Here is a 20,383-nt window from a genome sequence, read left to right as displayed (position 1 = left end):
GAATATCTTTTCTCATGCTCATTACCTCCTTGTGTAGATGAGATGAAATAAGTATATTCAAAAAAATGTATGATTTCCGACATTTTTCAAACCGTTGTTTTCCTACATTTTACTACCGGCGTTAACAATTGGTGCAAGTGAATCAAAACACCAATTAAATAAGTACCAAAATTATGTTGATAGCCATTATAGAGATTACACAAAGCTTTTTGTTTTTTTGACTCCTGAACGTGACGAAGCAACCAACAATAATTGGTACTTACTTTCATATTATGAAATCATAGAGATTTTAGAACGCTTAATTAAAATCTATGGACTAGATTCAAAAATTAACTTTTTAGTCGATGACTATTTGAACAGTTTAAGGAGAGATGTAATAGTGGATGAGAGGCTACAAAAAATTTGTAATAGAATCTATAGTCAACATCAAGAAGCCCTGGATTTAATTTTTGAAAATAAACCAGATAACTTGAGTGTGATGAGTGAATTATATAGTGAAGCAATAAATAATTTAGAGAAGGACGGACTGTTAATTTCGAATCCAAACCACTCAGGAAAATCTATCATTCGTTTTGAAACTAAGGAAATGAATAAAGTATTTCCAAGACTATCGAGTGATTATCGCGGAGGTTGGGGAAATCATAAAGCATACTCTTTTGAAATACTGAATAAAGATGCCAAATCATCAGGTAAAATAAAATTAGCTTTTACTGGCAGAATTGAGCCACAAAAAAGAGTAGTGTTAGAAAAAACACTTAATCATTTTGATAACCGCAATAAAAAATCAAATTGGGAATGGTGGACAGTTGGGAACTGGAAACTCAAAAAAGTAGATCAAAATTTTGTTGATAATATTATTTCAAGACTAGGGGAAGAAGAGAGGGAAGTTATTGTTAAGGAAATTACAGATAGCTTGAGAAAACAAATTGTGGAAATCGATGATTATTGTAGTGATTTGATTTCTAAATATAATGAATTAAGTGAGATGTAGGATTGATTAAAAAAATAACTTAAACTAAAACGCATTTTAAGCAGATTTCAAATTCTAAGGTAGGTAACTTACCCGCGAAATCAGCTTAATATGCGTTATTTGGGATTGCTTTTTAAGTAACGATAAATGGTAGTGGTTGTCATGTTGTATATAGGGTTGTATGAGGTAACGCTACTATAGCAAATCAACAACATGCGGGGAAGAAGAGCCCCTCATTTTAATTATATATACTATTTATTACCAAACCCTTGCATAATTTTTAGGTCCTCAGATTTCCATAACATCGAGTTAGGATTAAAATGCTGCACGGTAGAATCTTCCAATAATTCATTATGCTCTCCAAAAAAGGTTGTTTTACGAATTTCCTTTAACAGCCCATTGCCTCTTTCTGTATACGCAGCATTATAAAATATAACTAACATCTCTTTTTCATTTATAGTTGCTCTTAAAAAACCTAAGTAATCTTTTTTAATTTCTTCATCTGCTACTTTATCATTAATATATTTTACTATCCTATGAAAAATTCTAAAGTATGCACCAATTCTACTATAATGATTATTAATAGCACGTTCGATTCCTCGTTTTTTTCTATTAAAAGGTAGTAAACTTAAATGTCCTGATTTATATTTGTATAATGCCGCAATTAACTGGTTCCATTTCTCTGGAACATCGAAAAGATAAGCCTTATAGTTCCGAGTATAATTATCTAATTTTTCATATGCTCCTTCGAAGACCGCGTGAGAAAAATAATTTATTTTTTTATTCTCGACATCATCTAAAAATTTTTCTATACTAGCGATTTCTTCTAATGCATAGCAGAGATCGTTATATAAGGTTGAATCCGCTGTACCTGTACAACTATCGGAAAAAGTTGCCCCTGTTTTTCTCCTCTCCCAACGTTCTAAGAATTCAGCTGATACGTATTGTTCATTATTTTCAATATAATTTTTATATCCTTTTATGAATTCCTGCAATATAGAAACGATTGTAGCTTTTTCTGAGTAAAAAAAATCTAATCCTTCTTCTAAAAGCTGATTTTTCAGTTCTTTATTAAAATCGGAATATATTTTTTCAAATATACGCTCGTCGTTTAGCGTGTTCTTTTGATCATTATGTAGTGTTAGTAAATTAAAGAAAGTATTGTCAACTTTTTCGACCTCTCTACCTTCCCTATCCTCCTTCAATTGTATCTGTACTACAAAAATTGCTCCAGCTATCCCAATAATAGCACCTAAATATCCACCCCAAAAACCTAACCAACCGTCGTCCGACCCTTTATTAATCGTATCTATATTAATTAATATCTGAGTCAAGAGAGGGATTATAATAAAGAGGCCAAAAAAACCGCTTGATAGCCATTTCCAATTATCTTTAATATATTTTTTCATGTCAGCTCCTCGTACAAATGTATTTTTTACTAAATAAACTACATAATATAATCATATCAGATGAACTCTCTCTTTTCGTATATAAGACTGAAAAGGGTATTTTTATTTGAAAAATAAAATTCGTAATCAAAACTTAAGAGTGTTGACTATACTTTCTTGCTCCAGTAAAATCAAAGGATACGAATGTGTCATAACTTATAGTCAAAAGAGAGGGTAAAAAAAGATGAAATATGGCTATGCACGGGTGAGTACCCGCCAACAAGATCTGGAAGGACAGCTGCGTCAACTCGAGGAGGAACGCTGCGATCGGGTTTACTTCGAAAAAATTACCGGAACAAAAAGTGATCGTCCCGAATTCCAAAAACTCCTTCAGGAAATTGAAACGGGGGATACGCTGGTTGTGACGAAGTTGGATCGCTTCGCTCGCAGCACACAAGACGCATTGAACACGATCAAGCTCTTATTCGAGAAGGGCGTGCGGATCAATGTGCTGAATCTAGGAATTATCGAAAACACGTCCACCGGAAGATTGATTTTCACCATCTTCAGCGCTTTTGCGGATTTTGAGCGCGATCTGATTGTGGAACGTACGCAGGAAGGGAAAGAGCTGGCCAAACAGAAACCTGATTTCAGGGAAGGGCGACCAAAGAAATTCAATCAGCAACAAATCAATCTGGCCATGAATCTATTGAAGAATCATTCCTATAAAGAGGTAGAGAAAATGACCGGAATCAGTAAGAGCACTTTGACGCGGAATAAAAGAAAACTATAGTTAAACAACACTAAGATTTAGTATCTGTTATTGATAAATTCATACACCTAATTAGTATAGTAGACTACTACACTAAGGTGGAACCATAATTTTAGGTATTGGAGAAGATGAAAATCATAATCCTACTGTTGCTTCTGGCACTGGAGTTACTGAAGAACTATTTGAACAATAGGAACAATCATTTCGGTTATTCTGTAAAACCAAGATTTGACTAGTACTACATCGAATAGATTGCACTTCAATACAACATAAAGGGGTTAATCTAGTCAGGATAGAAGGACCAAAAAGCAAACTCATGCCACACATGCCTTCTGTGATGGCAATAGAGATGAGTTCTACATTAGATATGGAAATATATGTAATAAAATGAGCTATGATGATTTAAAAAGGTCTTTTACTGAACTGAATCCATTCAGTCGAAAATATCTAATTATAGAGATAATATACATCTCTATAATAATCAATGACGAAGTGATTGGGGACTTACTACAAAATTAGTGAGGAATTATAAATTATAATAGTTTGAGAATACTATAAATGCTATTATTGTAGTGTCGGAAAATTATATTCAGTGTCGAAGAGGTGTAGAGATGAAAGACTTAAAAGATAAGATTTATGATTATATAGTGGACCATTGTCGAAATTTAGATAGTTGGCAGCTTAATACTGCCGCAGCAGTATCAGTTTATTTTAATGTTAGTCGTAACATTGTCTCACAATATTTAAATGAATTCGTTAAGGATGGAACTTTTGGAAAAATAAACTCTCGTCCGGTTATATTCTTCGTTCTACCTAAAAAATCTCCAGACATGTTGATATTTTCTTCCATCACTGAAGCGCAGAAGTGGTTGACAAACACTCATAGCATCGGACTGGATAGTGTAATTGGTAGTCAAGGGAGTCTTAAAGGAATTCTTGCTCAAATGAAGGCTGCTATACAATATCCACCCTATGGGTTACCGATACTTTTACATGGTGAAACAGGAACTGGAAAAAGCTTCTTGGCTAATGCGGTTTATGAACATTTAGTTGTTAATAGTACAATATCAGAAGATAAAAAATTTGTAGCTGTAAACTGTAGCGAATACGCTAACAATCCAGAATTATTTCTTTCTAATTTTTTTGGGCATGTCAAAGGAGCGTACACAGGAGCTTCGGAAAATCGACGAGGACTAGCAGAATTAGCAGCTGGGGGGATTCTATTTTTAGATGAGGTGCATTCATTGAGTAATGAGTGTCAGGAAAAGCTCTTTCAATTTATGGATCTGGGAAAGTTTCACCGCTTAGGTGACAATGAGAAATGGTATGAATCACGTTGTCGAATTATCTTTGCTACATCAGAGCTGCCTGAGAAGCATCTGCTGACTACGCTCCAACGACGTATCCCGGTAAAAATTACTCTCCCAACTCTCGAAAATCGTTCCAACTTTGAGCGTAAACAACTAATTCAAATGTTTTTTAAGGAGGAAGAAGCCAGAATATCCAAAAAAATATATGTATCTGGGCAATTGTATGAATTATTGATGACATATTCTTTCGAAGATAACTTAGGAAACTTAAAAAATATTATCCAAATCTCTTGTGCGAATGCTTTTTCAGTAGCTAACGATAATACAGAGGGGTTACAAATCCAAATGAGTGCCCTTCCATCAACATTTGATTTTCGAGAGTACAAAATACATCATCATGAGAAACAAACTATTTATATTGGGGTCAATGAATTGATTCGAATTGATGAAAAAATATCATTTGTAGAATTACTCTTACTTCTTATCAATATCTGGGGAAATACCAAAGACGATAAATCTCTTTTTCAAAGCTATGACAAAGAATTAAAAAAAAGGTTTTTGAATTCTCAGAGAGAAAAACAAAATAATTATTCCAGTTATGCAGAAATCCGATTCCGTCAATTCATTAAGCACTTAGAGAAAAATTTTCAAATCCAGTTTGATTATTTCTATTTTCATCTAGGAATTATGTTCCTTAATTCTTGGATGTTCCAGTATATGAATACAACAATCGATTTAGAAAAATGGGAGAATTTTGAAAAGGATCTTACAAAAAGCGTTAGACAAGAGCTGCTATGGGTGCATGATTTTACCCGGAACGCCGATATTGATTTATCTGAAGAACATTATCTTGTACTAGCTATCTTATTTCATCTGATGACAAATAGAGATTATTCTAAAAGTCGATTAGCATTAATAATTGCTCATGGTGATACTACTGCCTCCTCTTTGGCCAGTACCGCAAATCGTATGATGGGAAGATATATTTTTGACTCTATAGATATGCCATTGAACACATCATCAAAAGAACTAGCAACAAAAATTAATCATTATCTTCAAGAGAGAAAGCATTTCGAGGAACTTATACTTTTGGTAGATATGGGGTCATTGGAGAAAATTCATGAACATTTAGAAATTCCGAAAGACCGATCCTTTGGAATTTTAAACAATGTATCCACTCGTATGGCTATTGATGTTGCTAATCAACTCTTTTTGAATATTCCTCTAAAAAATATCCTTGAACAGGCACAAGTAAATCAAACTGTTGAGTATAGATATCAGCCATCTAATCGTAAGAAAGAAATGATTATATGTTCATGTGCAAGTGGATTAGGAACATCTTTTAAATTAAAACAAATTTTAGAAAGTAGTCTGCCAAAAACTGCAGATTTTCTAATTGAAACCAGTGATTTCTATACATTAGTCAACGAAAACTATCTAGAAGAGCTAAAAAAAGATTATCAAATACTGTTTATAGTAGGTACTTTGAATCCCAATATTGAAGGTATGGCATTCTACTCAATTGAGGAATTAATTCTTGGGATAAATATAGAGGATTTGTCTAATAAATTGACTAAACATTTTAAAACGGAAGAATTGGACCTTTTAAATGAAAATATTCTGAAAAATTTTAGTTTAACTAACTTAATGGAACAATTAACAATCTTAAACCCTTCTAAATTATTAGAGCAAGTTTCTGATGCAATTTATATTCTACAAAATGAATTAGGCCTAAGACTCGATAATAATACATGTTTCGGCCTGTATGTCCATATTAGCTGTTTAATTGAACGTTTAGTCACGCAACCTCATCTACAAGATGAAATCTATGTGGATTTAAAAGATAAGCATTTGAGGATCTTCCATCAAAAATTCAAGAAATCATTTACTGTCGTAGAACAATACTATAGTGTCGAAATCCCAGCATTTGAAGTCAATTACATTTATGATTATACAAAAAAAGCCTGATAAAACAGGCTTTTTTTGTATTGGCACGATTTTTGCATATAGAAAAGTAGTAAATAAAATTTGGAGGGATACATGATGAATATAGTAATGGCAAGGATTGATAATCGGTTACTTCATGGAATTATCGTTACACAATGGGCCCCTATGTCGGGAGCGCATCGTGTCATGGTAATTGATGACAAAGTAGCTAACGATGATATTGCAAAAGCGAGTATGCGTTTGGCACGTCCAGCAGGAATGGCAGTTTCTATTATCTCAGAAGATACTGCCATAACCAATTTTAAGGCAGGTAAATATGAGAAGGAGAAGGTGTTTGTCATTGTAAGAGAGCCCGAATCAATTCTAAATTTAGTTGAGAATGGTGTTTCTATACCTCAACTAGTTGTAGGAGGGACAGTGGTCAAAGATGATGGTGTTCAATTATCCCCGAGAGCATATGCTTCTAAAAATAATATTAGTACCTATCGAAAACTCTTGGATTTGGGTATAAAAATCGTAACGCAGTTTGTTCCGGCAGATAAACCACAAGAAATAACTAATAAGTTATAAAGGAGAGAAACCATTATGGAATTAACGATTTTGCAAATTATCTTGTTAACACTATTAGCGTTTATTAAACATATAGATTATTATGGGATCCCTATGTTATTTGTTAATTACCCAGTTTTTTGGGGATTATTTACAGGACTAATAATGGGAGACATTGAAACCGGCTTAATAGTTGGGGGAACAGTACAATTAATGTCACTGGGAGTAGCTGGCTTTGGAGGTTCTTCGGTTCCTGATTACGGAACAACAGCTATTATTGCAACAGCCTTCGGAACAGCTCTTGGTGTAGAGGCTGGACTCGCTGTTGGTTTACCTGTAGGGATGTTGGGTGTCCAATTGGATGTGCTTGTAAAAATTTTAAATGGATTTGTAGTACGCAAATCTCAGGATTTTTCTCAAAAAGGTGAATACAAAAAAATGAATGGGATATTATGGCTGGGACCTATCCTCTTCGGATTATCAGCAGCTATTCCAGTGTTCATTTCTGTAACATTAGGGCAATCTGCAGTTAATTTCTTATTAGAAAATATGCCTGAATGGTTTATGAATGGCTTAACACTTGCAGGGAAAATGCTGCCTGCAGTCGGGATTGCAATGTTACTAAGATTCATGCCAACTACAAAATATATCAGTTACTTGTTAATAGGCTTTTTCATTGCAGCTTTTTTGAACGTTCCAATAATCGGAGCAGCAATAATCGGTTTTGCCTTGGCGTATAACGTATATAGACGAACAGAAAAAGATGCGCGTATCTTGGCTAAAGGTGCGTTTATGGAGACATATATCGGAGAGGATGAATAGTAATGGATAACCGTTTACAAAATGAAACCTACCAGGTAACCAATAAAGATTTACGTAAAGCTAATTATAGATGGTTGATGAGTGTGTGTACTTTTAATTACCAAACCCAACAGGGAGCCTCGGTCGTATATGCATTGTCGCCCATTCTAAGGAAAATTTACAAAAATGATGAAGATTATAAAACCGCATTAAATAATCATTTTCAGTACTATAATACACAACCTTGGTTAGCAGCGATCATTTTAGGGGCTGTCGTAGCGATGGAAGAGAAGCAAGGACTATCCGCTAAAGATGCAATTCAAGACTTTAAGGTAGGGACGATGGGGCCTTTAGCTGGAATAGGCGATTCATTGTTGATGACCATGATTCCAACTATTATGGGATCAATTGCTGCATATATGGCTCTTGAAGGGAATCCATTTGGTATTTTCATGTGGCTATTACTTATTTTAGTTATTTTCTTCTTCCGTATGCGTGGCTTTGAATTCGGTTATAAACAAGGTCTCAAAATTGTAACTGAGTATGGGGAAAAAATAACCTTCTTGACAGAAGCTGCGTCTGTTTTAGGCCTGACTGTTGTGGGAGCCCTAATTGCTTCAGTAATAAACGTTATTACGCCAATTACTTTTAATTTCGGAGAAGTAAATATGGAAATTCAACCTATGCTAAACAACATATTACCGGCTCTGATTCCTGTAATGATCACAGGCGCTGCGTATTATCTGCTCTCAAAGAAAAAAATGAGTATGACACTATTGATTTTAGTTGTAATTCTTTTTGCTATGATTGCATCTGCATTTGGAATTTTGGCATAAATATTGAAATATAGAAAGGAAAAATTTATGAGGAAAATGATTATCGCTAGCCATTCTCAGTTAGCAGAAGGTTTCAAAAAAACATTAGATTTCTTAACTGGTGGAGATGATCGAATTATTGCATTATGTGCATATACAGATCGGAAGACAGAAGATATCCGTCCAATAATTGAAGAGTTACTAAACTATGAAGATGAATTTATTGTTCTAACTGATATGGCGGGAGGGAGTGTTAATCAACGCTTCTTTCCCTATATGTCTAACCGGGTTCATGTCATTTCTGGAATTAATCTCCCTTTAGCAATCAGTATTGCAGTTCAATTAGACAGTCCGCATATTGACATTCCACAACTGGTGGCTGAAGCTCGACAACAGCTGATTTATGTTAATGATCAAATTATTCAAAAAGAAACTTCAGATGAGTAAGGAGAAAAAAATGGATACGTTAAAAAACATTTGGATTCATAAAGGAGAAGAAAGTCGAACAATTTCGCCTGAAAATATTACTGGTGAGAAGGGAAAAGCTGCGATGACTGCAAGTCATTTGGGCTTAGGAAGGAAAGGATCTCCTTCTGTGCCTATCCAACCCGGAGAGACTATAACTTTAGCAGAAATTGAAGGGCCAGGGGTATTACGTCATTTTTGGATGACTGTAACAGATAAAACAATTGCTGGTAGTTTTGTCTTAAGAGATTTGATTCTTAGAATCTACTGGGATGATGAAGTTACTCCTTCTGTGGAAAGTCCTTTAGGGGATTTCTTCTGTAATGGGTTTGGTGCACGATGTGAAGTAAATTCATTACCAATCGTCGTGAATCCAACATCTGGTATGAATTGTTATTTTGAAATGCCTTTCCGCAAAAAAGCTAAAGTAACGCTCACTAGCGAACATCCGGAATTCATTAAGCATATTTTTTACACGTTCAACTATGCATTGACAGAAATTCCTGAAGAGGCTATGTATTTTCATGCTAAATGGAACCGAGAAAGAATTACAACAAAAGGTGTTGATTATACTTTAGTTGACGGTATTACCGGTAAGGGTTATTACGTGGGGACTTATTTGGCACTTTGTGCACTGGAAAGATACTGGTGGGGAGAAGGGGAGTTCAAATTCTATATTGATGGAGATAAGGCCTTTCCTACCATTACTTCAACTGGAGCAGAAGATTACTTTGGAGGAGCCTGGGCATTTCACAAACGAAATTATGGAGAACTGCCCTATGCACAGAACTTTAACACATTATTTATGGGATACCCTTTCCAATCAAAACGAGATCAAACTCGGGACTACTTTAGTGCCGGAAAACCAAACCCTAATCCGGTTCATGGATTCGGTGATGATGCATTGCCTATGCATGGCTTGTATCGTTGGCATCTACCTGATCCGATATCATTCAAGTCTGATTTAAGCGTTACTTTCCAAAATCTAGGAAATGATGACATTAAACTCTATGAAAGGGAAGATGATATCTCGACAGTTTCTTACTGGTACCAACAAGAACCCCATAGTCCATTTTCAGAATTACTGTGCCGGGAAGATCGTTTACCAAGATAGAAAGGAGAAAAATATAATGTATGGTGCAATTGAAGCAGGGGGCACGAAGTTTGTTTGCGCAGTAGGTGACGAGACGCTATCTGTAGTTGATAGCGTCAGTTTTCCTACAGATATTCCCCAAAAGACAATACCTCAAGTGATTAATTTTTTTGAAAAGTATAGGGATGAGATGATTGGTATAGGAATAGGATCCTTCGGACCTATCGATATTCATAAAGAATCGCCTACATATGGGTTTATTACCTCCACTCCGAAAAAAAATTGGGAGAATTTTGATTTCATTGGCACGTTAAAAGAAGAATTTGACATTCCGTTCTTTTGGACAACTGATGTGAATGCAGCTTGTTATGGAGAATATGTAGCTGGGCATGGTAAAGGCTTACGCAATCTAGTATATTACACTGTCGGTACGGGTGTCGGCGGAGGAGCAATTCAAAACGGCTCATTTGTGGATGGATTTAGTCACCCAGAAATGGGACACATGCTCTTACAGCGGCATGAAGCGGACAATTTCAATGGGACCTGCCCATTCCACAACGGCTGTTTAGAAGGACTAGCTTCTGGTCCGGCAATCGAAAAACGGACAGGAAAAAAAGGATATGAGGTTTCGCAAACAGATGTTGCATGGGAAATTGAAGCCGATTATCTCGCCCAATGTGCCCATAACACAACCCTAATCTTGTCGCCGGATCGGATCATCTTTGGCGGTGGAGTGATGAAGCAAGCGCACTTGCTACCAAAAATCAGAGAAGCTTTTGAGAAGAAGCTGAATCAGTATGTAAGGACGCCGGATATCGAGACGTATATTGTTACACCTAAATTGGGCGATAACGCGGGTATAATAGGTTGTTTGGCTTTGGCCAGGGATCAAAAGTTATAACGAAAAAACTATTCCGACGAAAATAGATATTATAGACGATCTAAGTGCCTATAATAGAGGTTTTGTGGTTTTACCTTCTTTGAAAGAGACAGGTAGAACCACAGGGTCGCCTATTGGTTTCCCGTCAATCAAATCAAAAAGCAGGTTTAAAGCAGCCTCAGCCATTTCTTTAATAGGTTGTTTAATTGATGTCAATGACGTTTCAAAGTTCTCGAAATAATGAAATCCATCATACCCTACGATTTGAATATCCCTAGGGACCTGGATTCCTTTTTTATCCAGATAGGCTAATAACACTAGCGCAGTTTGATCATTCATTACCAGAAGACCATCAAGATTTGGGAATTCTTCGAAGAATTCATCAAAAAATACATTATAATCCAGAATAGGTTCATATCGTTGGAAAATATCCACGTCAAATCCGAGACTCTTTGCTTTATCTACAAATCCATCTTTCCTTCTTAGCGTATCGTTTTTCTGAGGAGCTATTGCTGCAACATACCCTAAATTTTTGCACCCTCGCTTGATTAATTCTTCTGCTGCAATTTCACCACCGTGGTAATTGTCAGAAGTCACATAAGCTACCGCTTCCTTAAAGTATCGATCTATACTCACAAAAGGAAGATTTGAAGATAAGTAATGGTCGATATTGTGATAAGTCAAGGCGATGATACCATCCACCTTATTCTGCCTGACCATATCTAAGAATTCAATTTCTACAGATGACTCAGCATTATTACTTGAAATAAGTAATCGATAGTCCTTCTGCAATAATTTTTTTTCGATATGAAACACAAATTCGGAAAAGAACGGATGCCAAATGCTAGGAACACTTACTGCGATAGTTTTTGCTTTCTGGGATTTTAAAACTCGAGCATATTCATTAGGAACAAAATTTAATTCTTTCATTGCTTGTTCCACGCGCTGTTTTGTCAATTCGGAAACTTTTGGACTTTTGTTTATAACGCGGGAGACTGTAGTAGTCCCAACTTTGGCTAGTTTAGCTATATCTTTTATCGTCGTCATTTTTTACCTCCTAAATTATACAAAACAAGTATACCATATGATGGTACCGTTACCAAAAAAAGTCTTGAAATTATTTTCCTAGCATGTTACGATAGTTTTGCTACCAATGGTAACGTTACCATTGGGTGGTTAGAGATTAATAAATAGCTAGAATTTTTATACAAAGAAATGGAGGAATTTTTATGAAATTTTGGAAAAGAGCAATGCTTAGCGCAACAGTATTGATGGGTACGACTATTTTGGCTGCATGTGGAAATGGTGCCGAAGGCTCTTCAAGTGATAAGACGAATATCAGTATGTTTTTATCAAAAGTCGAGTATAAGAAAGAAATGGAAGCGTTTGTAGAAAAGTTCGAAGAAAAAAATCCAGACATTAATATCGATTTGACATTTGTCGGCGGCGGTGAAGATTCGGAATCTACTTTAAAAGCTAAATTTTCATCAGGTGAAGCCCCAACAATTTTTATGGCTGCTGGCTTAGAACAGTTTGTTAACTACAAACAGTATGCTGCGGATGTTTCGGATACTGAATCTATTAAAAATGCTATTCCAAGTACAATTGAATTTATGAAACTAGATGATGGGGGCATTGGTGCAGTTCCGATGAGCATGGAGATCTATTCATATCTCTACAATAAGAATATCTTTAAAGAGGCTGGAATTGATGCGGATGCTATTAAAACGCAAAGTGATTTAACTGAAGCAGTCAAAAAAATTGATGAACAGAAAGATACATTAGGTCTTGACGCCGTATTTGCTTTTCCAGCAAAAGAAACGTGGTCTACCGGGATGCACGGAGGGGGCATTTTTATTGCACCAGAATTTGATTATGACCCAACCACCGCTGTTTCCGCACCAAATTTCAATTTTGAATATGCTGACCAAATGAAATATTACGTAGATGTCCAAAATGACTATGGCGTACAGCCGACAGTTAGTATGGATTATTCTACGCAAATTGATGACAAGTTTATCGGGGAAAAAGTAGCTATTGTTATGCAAGGAAGTTGGGTAGTTCCAACTTTAATGGAGGCAGATGAAGAATGGGCACAAGATAATATTGGAATTTTGCCGATCCCTGTTGAAGGAACACCAGAAAGTTACTTAGACGGTGGGTGTTTAAATTATTACATTGTCAATAAAGAGTCGGGCGAAAAAGAAGTAGAAGCAGCAAAAGAATTTCTTGACTATATGAATATTTCAGAGGATGGCAAGAAAAACACAGTTGACAGCTTTATGTTTATTCCTGCTTATAAAGGGTATGAGGAATATTCTTCCGATGTAAATTTGATTAATGAATATACAAACTATGTAAATGATGGAGCTTACCGCCAAGCGGTATTTAATGCAACAAATGTCGACTGGTTAAAAAATTCGATTGGAACAGGGATTCAGAAATATATCACAGGAGAAGCTACGTGGGATGAAGTTGTTAGTGACGTGAAAGATGCATGGAAACCAGCCGAACAATAATAGGAGGGAAAAAATGGAATCCTCAAAAAAATTGACTCTATCTAGAAAAATGAGAAAAAATAGGATAAACGACCAGAAATGGTCGTATCCTTTCTTAATCCCAGCGGCTATCGCTGTGAGTGCTATAGTAGTTATTCCATTTCTTATCGGCATATATTATTCATTTACCAAATGGGACGGAATTTCAGTCTCTACATTTGTGGGATTGGAAAATTTTCAACGAATTTTAGGTGATAAAGAATTCCTGGCCTCTCTTTGGTTCACATTAAAATTTTCTGTTGTTACTGTTCTATTGATTAACTTAGTCGGACTATGCTTAGCAGTAATTGTAACGAAAGGATTTCGAGGCAGCACAATTTTGAGGACCATTTTTTTCATGCCGAATTTAATTGGTGGCCTAATCCTTGGTTTTATATGGCAATTTGTTTTTATTAAAGCCTTCTCTTCTATAGGGACAGCAATAGGTGTTGAAGCATTAAATGGATGGTTATCTACCCCATTGACCGGTTTCTGGGGTATGGTGATGATGGTTGTTTGGCAATATGCAGGATATATCATGGTTATCTATGTTGCTTTCTTACAGGGTGTTGATGAATCACTATTAGAAGCTTCTAGTTTGGATGGAGCAACTGAATTGCAACAACTGCTGCAAATTAAACTACCAATGATACGTCCGGCTTTTACAATCAGCCTATTCATGAGTTTATCTTTCTGCTTCAAAATTTATGACCAGAATCTGGCATTAACTTCTGGGGGACCGTTTAAGTCAACAACAATGGTGGCCATGGACATAGTGAACACTGCATTCTCACAAAGAGAAATGGGATTGGCTCAGGCGAAAGGAATGGTCTTTTTCTTAATTCTGATGATTATCTCCGTAACACAAGTATTTCTGAGTTCTAGGAAGGAGGTGGAAGTCTGATGTTAAAAAGAAAATTCCATGCATATCCGTTTGTGGGAATCGTTTTAGCAATGTTATGGGTATTACCTTTTTACTTGATTATTGTTAATTCATTCAAGGAAAAAACTGAGATTTTTTCTAACACCCTAGGATTGCCCCAGACATTTACTACTGAAAATTACCCAGAAGCATATAGAGAACTAGACTTCACCCAGTCATTTTTTAATACACTTTTGATTACGATTGCATCAGTGTTATTGATATCAGTAATTTCAGCTATGGCAGCATATGCAATTCAGCGATCAGAAAGTAAAGTAAGCAAGATTGTCTATTATATTTTTGTAGCAGCTATGCTTGTAACTTTCCAATCGGTAATGATCCCCTTAGTATCGATTTATGGGAAACTAGGAATGTTGAATCGTGGCGGTTTGATCTTTATGCACTTAGGTTTTAATGTCAGTATGGGCGTATTCATGTTTGTCGGTGCATTAAAGGGAATTCCAAAGTCATTAGATGAAGCAGCAACAATTGATGGCGCGTCCCGTTGGCAGATTTTCTTTAGAATTATCTATCCTATGCTAAAGCCGACCGCCGTTACGGTAGCTTTGTTAAATGCTATTTCTATCTGGAATGATTATTTATTACCTTCGTTAGTTATTAATAAACCTGGGATGCAAACAATTCCGATTAAAATGTTTTATTTTTTTGGTGCCTATACAAAACAGTGGCATTTAGCTCTAGCAGGATTACTTATCGCCATTGTTCCAGTTATCATTTTCTACTTCTTTATGCAAAAGCATATTATCAAAGGGGTAGCTGATGGAGCGGTTAAATGATTTTTTACGAAAGGGATTTAAAAATATGTTGATAAACAAGTTTGATGTGCTAGCTGATCGACTTATAAATATGCGCCGATTAGCTGATATGCCTAAAGTTGGAGAGAAGTCTGGAAGTTTTAGTAGTTATGATCGCCAATCCTATTATGATGAGAAAACAGAGAAATATATGAACTGGGCAGCAAATAATGATGGCAGTGGAATTATTCGGAAAGAAAATGAAGAAAGTGTAGTGGTGGAATTAAATGGACCAGGAGTTATTTGGCGCGTCTGGTCTGCAAAGCCAGAGGAAGGGAATATAAATTTCTATTTTGACGGAGAAAATACCCCGAGTTATTCCAGGCCATTCAAAAAATTCTTTGAGCAGCTTACTGATGATATCTCACCGGCAGGATTTCCAAGTTTAGCACCCAAACTTTCGGGAGGATATAATTCATTTTTTCCTGTTCCATTTGAAAAAAGTATTAAAGTGACATTTTCTGAAGGATGGGGAGAGTATTATCATTTTACGTACAGTCTTTATCCTGAGGAAATCCTACCGAGTTTTGAAGAACTGACTTCAAAAGATGGGTTAAAGGTAATGGCAGAAATTGATCGAACACTATACAATCGTGGGGATCAATTTAGTCCTGACTGCCAAACAAAAGAGATTATTTTAACGCAAGGAAAACAAATAGTGTTTGATACAGAAACTTCAGGTGCATTGACCTATCTAGGAATACAACTGGATCAAGAAAAATATTCCGAAGAAGAAATCCGAACGCTTTTAAGGGAAGCTTTAGTAACAATCTATTGGGACCAACAAGAAACACCTTCAGTTTGCGCTCCCTTGGGTGACTTCTTCGGAAGTGCACCGGGATATAACCTTTTCAGAACCCTACCATTAGGGATGACAGAGAAACGACTATATGCTAATTGGTACATGCCGTACTCAAATGGTGCAAAAATTGAACTTATTTATACGGGGTCTGATGTAATCACCATACTTTTCAATTATAAAGTTGAGGAACTACAAAAGGATCAAGCGGATGAATGCTTACGATTTCATGCAAAATGGCATAATGGGGATTTCCAACAACTGGATAGAAAGGATTTCGAAGAAGGACAAGGACAGCGTTGGCCAGATTGGCCATTACTATTGACCAGAGGAGCAGGACGCTTTTGCGGAACACACATGCACATCCGTAATAAGTGGACCCAGCCAGAAAATTCCAGCAAAACCTGGTGGTATGGCCATTGGGATGATAAAACCATTGATTGGTGGTGGGGAGAAGGAGATGAAAAATTCTTCGTTGATGATGAAAAGTTCCCATCTACTTTTGGCACAGGCAGCGAAGATTATATTGGGTATGCTTGGGCTGCGGAACCGCCCTTTGCATTGTTCGATAGTGCATTTGCAGCGCAATCATTGATGCCCATTGATGGGAATGGCCATACTTCTGTAATCCGGCTGCAAGTATGTGATAATGTTCCCTTTTCAGAAGGATTTGAAGCTTTTATCGAAAAATATAAACCTGATGAGTGGGGTGATAATAATCACTGTATTTATGAAGTGACGCCTTTTTGGTATCAAGAACGAAATACAACAGATAGTTATAGGATACCGCAAATAGATGAATGTATTAAAAATATTAAGTAAGAATAGCGAATGTAGAAATAGGATCCTAGTGAGCATTATGTAACACAACTTATTTTCCTGGTGAAATGATTAACTTATATATCAATACCCTTACCAGCGAAGTTGATAACGTGTTTACGTTAAAAGTGATTAGGACCAGCGAGTTGCCTTAGCTTACATTCCGGTTTTCGATGTATAAATAAAAAATCACTCCTAACTTATATCGGGAGTGATTTTTTATGTTTGTATCGGCTTATTCATTAATTGGTTCTATTTCGGTAGCCATTTAATTAAATTGAGTTCGAACAAATTAATGAATCAGTCGATAAATGGGCGGGCTCAGTATTCATTTCCTCTAATTAATTGAGATAACGATAAATGGTTGTGCGGGACACATTCCATCTTTCAGCAATTGTTTTAATAGGTGTTCCATTATCGATCAACGTCTTCATAAGTTCCAAGTCACTCGTGCATGTGCAGCGGCACGTCCTGCTGCAGATCGTTCCAGGATCAGATTCCGCTCAAATTCTGCAAATGCCGCAAACAGATGGAACATTAATTGACCAGTTGAGCTTGATTTATCCATCGTGATATTTTCTTGTAAGCTGTGAAAACTCACGCCACGATTATTCAAACGATTGACGATCGTAATCAAGTCTTCCATATTCCGCCCCAGCCGATCTAATCGCCAAACAACGAGTGTATCCCCTGAACGAACAAATTCAATCGCTGTTTCTAATCCCGGACGATTGCTCTTTGCGCCACTCATGGGATCTGTAAAAATTTTCTCACACCCGAATTTTTTCAAACGATCTTCCTGGAGATCCAAATTCTGTAAACCAGTTGAAACCCGCGCATGTCCACTTTTCAAAAAATCTCCCATTTTTTTATTGTGCCCTAACTTCAGCCATGGCGATTAATTGGACATAGAATTTATAACGGGTTTATGGACACATATTTCAGATCATTTAGAGAAAAATCATGCCAAAATAGAAGTGTCCAGAAATGAACCATTTTTGGTACAGTGTAAAAACTAACTTTTCTAATATCAAATAAACTCGTTTGGGAAGCGGGTGATTTTGTGATTAACTAGGAATGTAGTCTTGCCCATTTAATGGAGTGTCTGATCCTTTTCTGTCACCATCAACAGGTGTTGTGCTAAAATCTAGCTATACAAATATACCGATAAATAAACAGATAACAGAGGATACCCCCATGAGCGAAAAACTATTGAAGGATCTATTTTTTAAAGAATACTATTTCTCGGATTTTTATTTTTTCAATGTAGGCTACGAGAAATGCCAGAGTGGGCATCGGTTTGGCCCTTCGTTACGGGACAACTATATCGTGCATTTTGTGATCAGCGGAAAAGGGCGGTATACCGTGAATGATACAACGCATCATTTGGGTACTGGTGATTTTTTTCTGATCCGTCCGAATGAACTGGTCGATTACGAAGCGGATGTGCAAGATCCATGGGAATACTATTGGATAGGCTTTTCGGGCACCAAAGTGAAAGAAATCCTGCATACGAACGGAATCGGAGCCAAAGACTATATCGGTCAAGTTGGCGCACAAAAAGAGTTGCAGGGGAAATTCGCGCATTTCATGGAATCCGATTTTTTTGATGATGCCAAAAAACTGGCGAATCAGGCGCTCTTCTATGAAATATTTTCATTCTTCAAAATCCATAATGAAAATATGGAAATGGGGATCCGCATCAGTCGAACAAAAAAATACAGTGAAGCTTTTTTGTTGTATGTGGGAAATAATTATTATCGTGAGGATCTGACGATCGAAGAAATTGCGAAATCGATGTACCTCCACCCAGCCTATTTCAGCCAGGTAATCAAGGAGGAGTTAGGCTTGACCGCCCTCAAATATTTGAATCTATACCGCATGAACAAAGCTAGCCAGTTGTTGAAAACAACGGAATTGTCGGTGGAGCAAATAGCAGGCGCGGTAGGATACCAGAACCGGCACTCTTTTACACGGGCCTTCAAAAGCCGATTTCAAAGTTCCCCGACCCGGTACAAGCTCGAAAAATAAGACCTAAAAAATTGTACCCTGCAGCTAAAACCATGCCCTTCTTATTCCGTGTGAATAGCCTATACTGAAGACATCAAAAGGAAAAGGAGCATGGATATGGTCAAAATTTGTTTTATCGGTGCAGGGAGTACAATTTTCGCAAAAAACGTTTTAGGGGACGCGATGTTGACGCCGAGTCTCCAGGATGCAGAAATTGCATTGTACGATATTGATGAGAACCGCTTGAAAGAATCCGAACTGATGCTTCAGACCATCAATAAAAACTCGAATCAAAACCGCGCAAAAATAAAATCTTTCAGCGACAGAAAAGAAGCTTTGAAAGATGCGAATTTTGTCATCAATGCGATCCAAGTGGGCGGATACAAACCGAGCACGGTGATTGATTTTGAGATTCCTAAAAAATACGGCTTGCAGCAGACAATCGGGGACACTACCGGTATCGGCGGGATCTTCAGAGGATTGCGCACACTTCCGGTGATGTTTGACATCGCCAAAGACATGGAAGAGGTTTGTCCGGATGCATGGTTATTGAACTACACCAATCCGATGGCCATTTTGACGATGGGCATCCTGAAAGCGACGAAAATCAAGACGGTCGGCTTGTGGCACAGTGTACAAGTCTGTGTGCCGGAACTATTCGAACATCTGGGCATTAAAGATCAATACAATCTGGATGAATTCCAATGGAAAATCGCTGGGATCAACCATATGGCCTGGCTGTTGGAAATCAACCGGAACGGAGAAGATTTCTATCCTGAAATCCGCAGACTGGCTTCAGAAATCGCCAATCCGCATAAGGATTCTGTGCGTTTTGAATTGATGAAACACTTTGGCTACTATGTCACCGAATCCAGCGAGCATAACGCGGAGTACCATCCTTACTTTATCAAAAAGAATTATCCGGAATTGATCGATCAATTGCAGATCCCGATCGATGAGTACTTGAGAAGATGCGTTGATCAAATCGAACGCTGGGAAACGCAAAGAGACGAGATCGTCAATGACGGTTCGCTGGAACATACAAGAAGTCGCGAATATGCCTCCTATATTATGGATGCGATTACAACAGGAACGCCAGCCGTGATTGCCGGGAATGTCCTCAATAAAGGCCTGATCACTAACTTGCCGGAAAATTGCTGTGTGGAAGTTCCGTGTTTGGTGGACAAAAATGGCGTTCAACCTACCTATGTAGGCAAACTCCCTACGCAATTGGCTGCATTGAACCGGACAAACATCAATGTCCAGGAGTTGACGGTTGAGGCCGCAATGACACTTGAAAAAGACAAGATCTATCAAGCGGCGTTGATGGACCCGCATGCTAGTTCCGAGCTGTCCATTTCCGAAATAAAAGCAATGGTGGATGAATTGATCGCTGCCCATGGCGATTATCTGCCGGCTTATAAATAAAACAGTGCCTGCGAATCGCTCTCCTGCTTCAGGTTGTCCGATATTTTGCGATTATCGGACAAG

The 20,383-nt window shown here is 37.1% G+C and carries 17 protein-coding genes and 2 pseudogenes; 16 read left to right on the top strand and 3 right to left on the bottom strand.

All coding sequences use genetic code 11. The features are described from left to right. Positions 1-94: 94 nt before the first annotated feature. Positions 95-346, top strand: a pseudogene (locus PH235_RS14600) (PD-(D/E)XK nuclease family protein); the annotation flags it as partial. Positions 347-379: 33 nt separating this feature from the next. After that, positions 380-991 (top strand): hypothetical protein, encoded by a 612-nt coding sequence (locus PH235_RS12180; protein ID WP_272162602.1) that lies wholly within the window; start codon positions 380-382, stop codon positions 989-991. A gap of 230 nt (positions 992-1,221) precedes the next feature. Here the strand turns inward: PH235_RS12180 and PH235_RS12175 are convergent, their stop codons facing one another. After that, positions 1,222-2,379 (bottom strand): putative phage abortive infection protein, encoded by a 1,158-nt coding sequence (locus tag PH235_RS12175; RefSeq protein ID WP_272162601.1) that lies wholly within the window; start codon positions 2,377-2,379, stop codon positions 1,222-1,224. 223 nt (positions 2,380-2,602) lie between these two features. Here PH235_RS12175 and PH235_RS12170 point away from each other — a divergent pair, with 223 nt between their 5' ends. From PH235_RS12170 to PH235_RS12135, 8 genes are all read left to right on the top strand, one after another. After that, positions 2,603-3,151, top strand: a complete 549-nt coding sequence (locus PH235_RS12170; RefSeq protein ID WP_272162600.1) for a recombinase family protein — start codon at positions 2,603-2,605, stop codon at positions 3,149-3,151. A gap of 590 nt (positions 3,152-3,741) precedes the next feature. Beyond that, positions 3,742-6,408: a sigma 54-interacting transcriptional regulator gene (locus tag PH235_RS12165; RefSeq protein WP_272162599.1), complete on the top strand. Its 2,667-nt coding sequence runs from the start codon at positions 3,742-3,744 to the stop codon at positions 6,406-6,408. Positions 6,409-6,480: 72 nt separating this feature from the next. Beyond that, a complete protein-coding gene (locus PH235_RS12160) occupies positions 6,481-6,957 on the top strand; it encodes a PTS system mannose/fructose/N-acetylgalactosamine-transporter subunit IIB (RefSeq protein ID WP_272162598.1) in 477 nt (158 codons plus the stop codon). A 15-nt stretch (positions 6,958-6,972) separates the two neighbouring features. Further along, entirely contained in the window at positions 6,973-7,758 is a 786-nt protein-coding gene (locus tag PH235_RS12155) for a PTS mannose/fructose/sorbose/N-acetylgalactosamine transporter subunit IIC (protein WP_272162597.1), read from the top strand. A gap of 2 nt (positions 7,759-7,760) precedes the next feature. Then, the gene (locus tag PH235_RS12150; protein WP_272162596.1) at positions 7,761-8,573 is read left to right on the top strand and encodes a PTS system mannose/fructose/sorbose family transporter subunit IID; all 813 of its coding nucleotides are present in this window, start codon (positions 7,761-7,763) and stop codon (positions 8,571-8,573) included. Positions 8,574-8,600: 27 nt separating this feature from the next. After that, the gene (locus PH235_RS12145) at positions 8,601-8,999 is read left to right on the top strand and encodes a PTS sugar transporter subunit IIA (protein ID WP_272162595.1); all 399 of its coding nucleotides are present in this window, start codon (positions 8,601-8,603) and stop codon (positions 8,997-8,999) included. Between the two features lie 10 nt (positions 9,000-9,009). Then, the gene (locus tag PH235_RS12140) at positions 9,010-10,131 is read left to right on the top strand and encodes a glycoside hydrolase family 172 protein (protein WP_272162594.1); all 1,122 of its coding nucleotides are present in this window, start codon (positions 9,010-9,012) and stop codon (positions 10,129-10,131) included. A 13-nt stretch (positions 10,132-10,144) separates the two neighbouring features. Beyond that, positions 10,145-11,011: an ROK family protein gene (locus tag PH235_RS12135; protein WP_272162607.1), complete on the top strand. Its 867-nt coding sequence runs from the start codon at positions 10,145-10,147 to the stop codon at positions 11,009-11,011. A 48-nt stretch (positions 11,012-11,059) separates the two neighbouring features. Here the strand turns inward: PH235_RS12135 and PH235_RS12130 are convergent, their stop codons facing one another. Next, positions 11,060-12,037 carry a LacI family DNA-binding transcriptional regulator gene (locus PH235_RS12130; protein WP_272162593.1) on the bottom strand — a complete coding sequence of 326 codons (978 nt, stop codon included), beginning with the start codon at positions 12,035-12,037 and terminating at the stop codon, positions 11,060-11,062. A gap of 182 nt (positions 12,038-12,219) precedes the next feature. Here PH235_RS12130 and PH235_RS12125 point away from each other — a divergent pair, with 182 nt between their 5' ends. Genes PH235_RS12125 through PH235_RS12110 form a run of 4 tightly spaced genes read left to right on the top strand, consistent with a single transcriptional unit; the run spans position 12,220 to position 16,885 of the window. Then, positions 12,220-13,509: an ABC transporter substrate-binding protein gene (locus PH235_RS12125; RefSeq protein WP_272162592.1), complete on the top strand. Its 1,290-nt coding sequence runs from the start codon at positions 12,220-12,222 to the stop codon at positions 13,507-13,509. 13 nt (positions 13,510-13,522) lie between these two features. Further along, positions 13,523-14,431 carry a carbohydrate ABC transporter permease gene (locus PH235_RS12120; RefSeq protein ID WP_272162591.1) on the top strand — a complete coding sequence of 303 codons (909 nt, stop codon included), beginning with the start codon at positions 13,523-13,525 and terminating at the stop codon, positions 14,429-14,431. Further along, positions 14,431-15,246 (top strand): carbohydrate ABC transporter permease, encoded by an 816-nt coding sequence (locus PH235_RS12115; RefSeq protein ID WP_272162590.1) that lies wholly within the window; start codon positions 14,431-14,433, stop codon positions 15,244-15,246. Before PH235_RS12120 ends, PH235_RS12115 begins: the two co-directional genes overlap by 1 nt. Next, positions 15,230-16,885, top strand: a complete 1,656-nt coding sequence (locus tag PH235_RS12110) for a glycoside hydrolase family 172 protein (RefSeq protein WP_272162589.1) — start codon at positions 15,230-15,232, stop codon at positions 16,883-16,885. Before PH235_RS12115 ends, PH235_RS12110 begins: the two co-directional genes overlap by 17 nt. Positions 16,886-17,223: 338 nt before the next feature. Here the strand turns inward: PH235_RS12110 and PH235_RS12105 are convergent. Then, positions 17,224-17,735, bottom strand: a pseudogene (locus tag PH235_RS12105) (recombinase family protein). Positions 17,736-18,079: 344 nt separating this feature from the next. Here PH235_RS12105 and PH235_RS12100 point away from each other — a divergent pair. Next, complete coding sequence (locus PH235_RS12100) at positions 18,080-18,913, top strand: AraC family transcriptional regulator (RefSeq protein WP_272162588.1); 834 nt, start codon at positions 18,080-18,082, stop codon at positions 18,911-18,913. 96 nt (positions 18,914-19,009) lie between these two features. Beyond that, the gene (locus tag PH235_RS12095; RefSeq protein ID WP_272162587.1) at positions 19,010-20,320 is read left to right on the top strand and encodes an alpha-glucosidase/alpha-galactosidase; all 1,311 of its coding nucleotides are present in this window, start codon (positions 19,010-19,012) and stop codon (positions 20,318-20,320) included. The last annotated feature ends 63 nt before the right edge of the window (positions 20,321-20,383 follow it).

Origin of the sequence: Trichococcus sp. K1Tr, from assembly GCF_028309625.1 — a bacterium.
Classification (GTDB): Bacteria; Bacillota; Bacilli; order Lactobacillales; family Aerococcaceae; genus Trichococcus.
The sequence above is the reverse complement of the archived record's forward strand: the minus strand, read 5'-3'. Positions and strand labels throughout refer to the sequence as shown.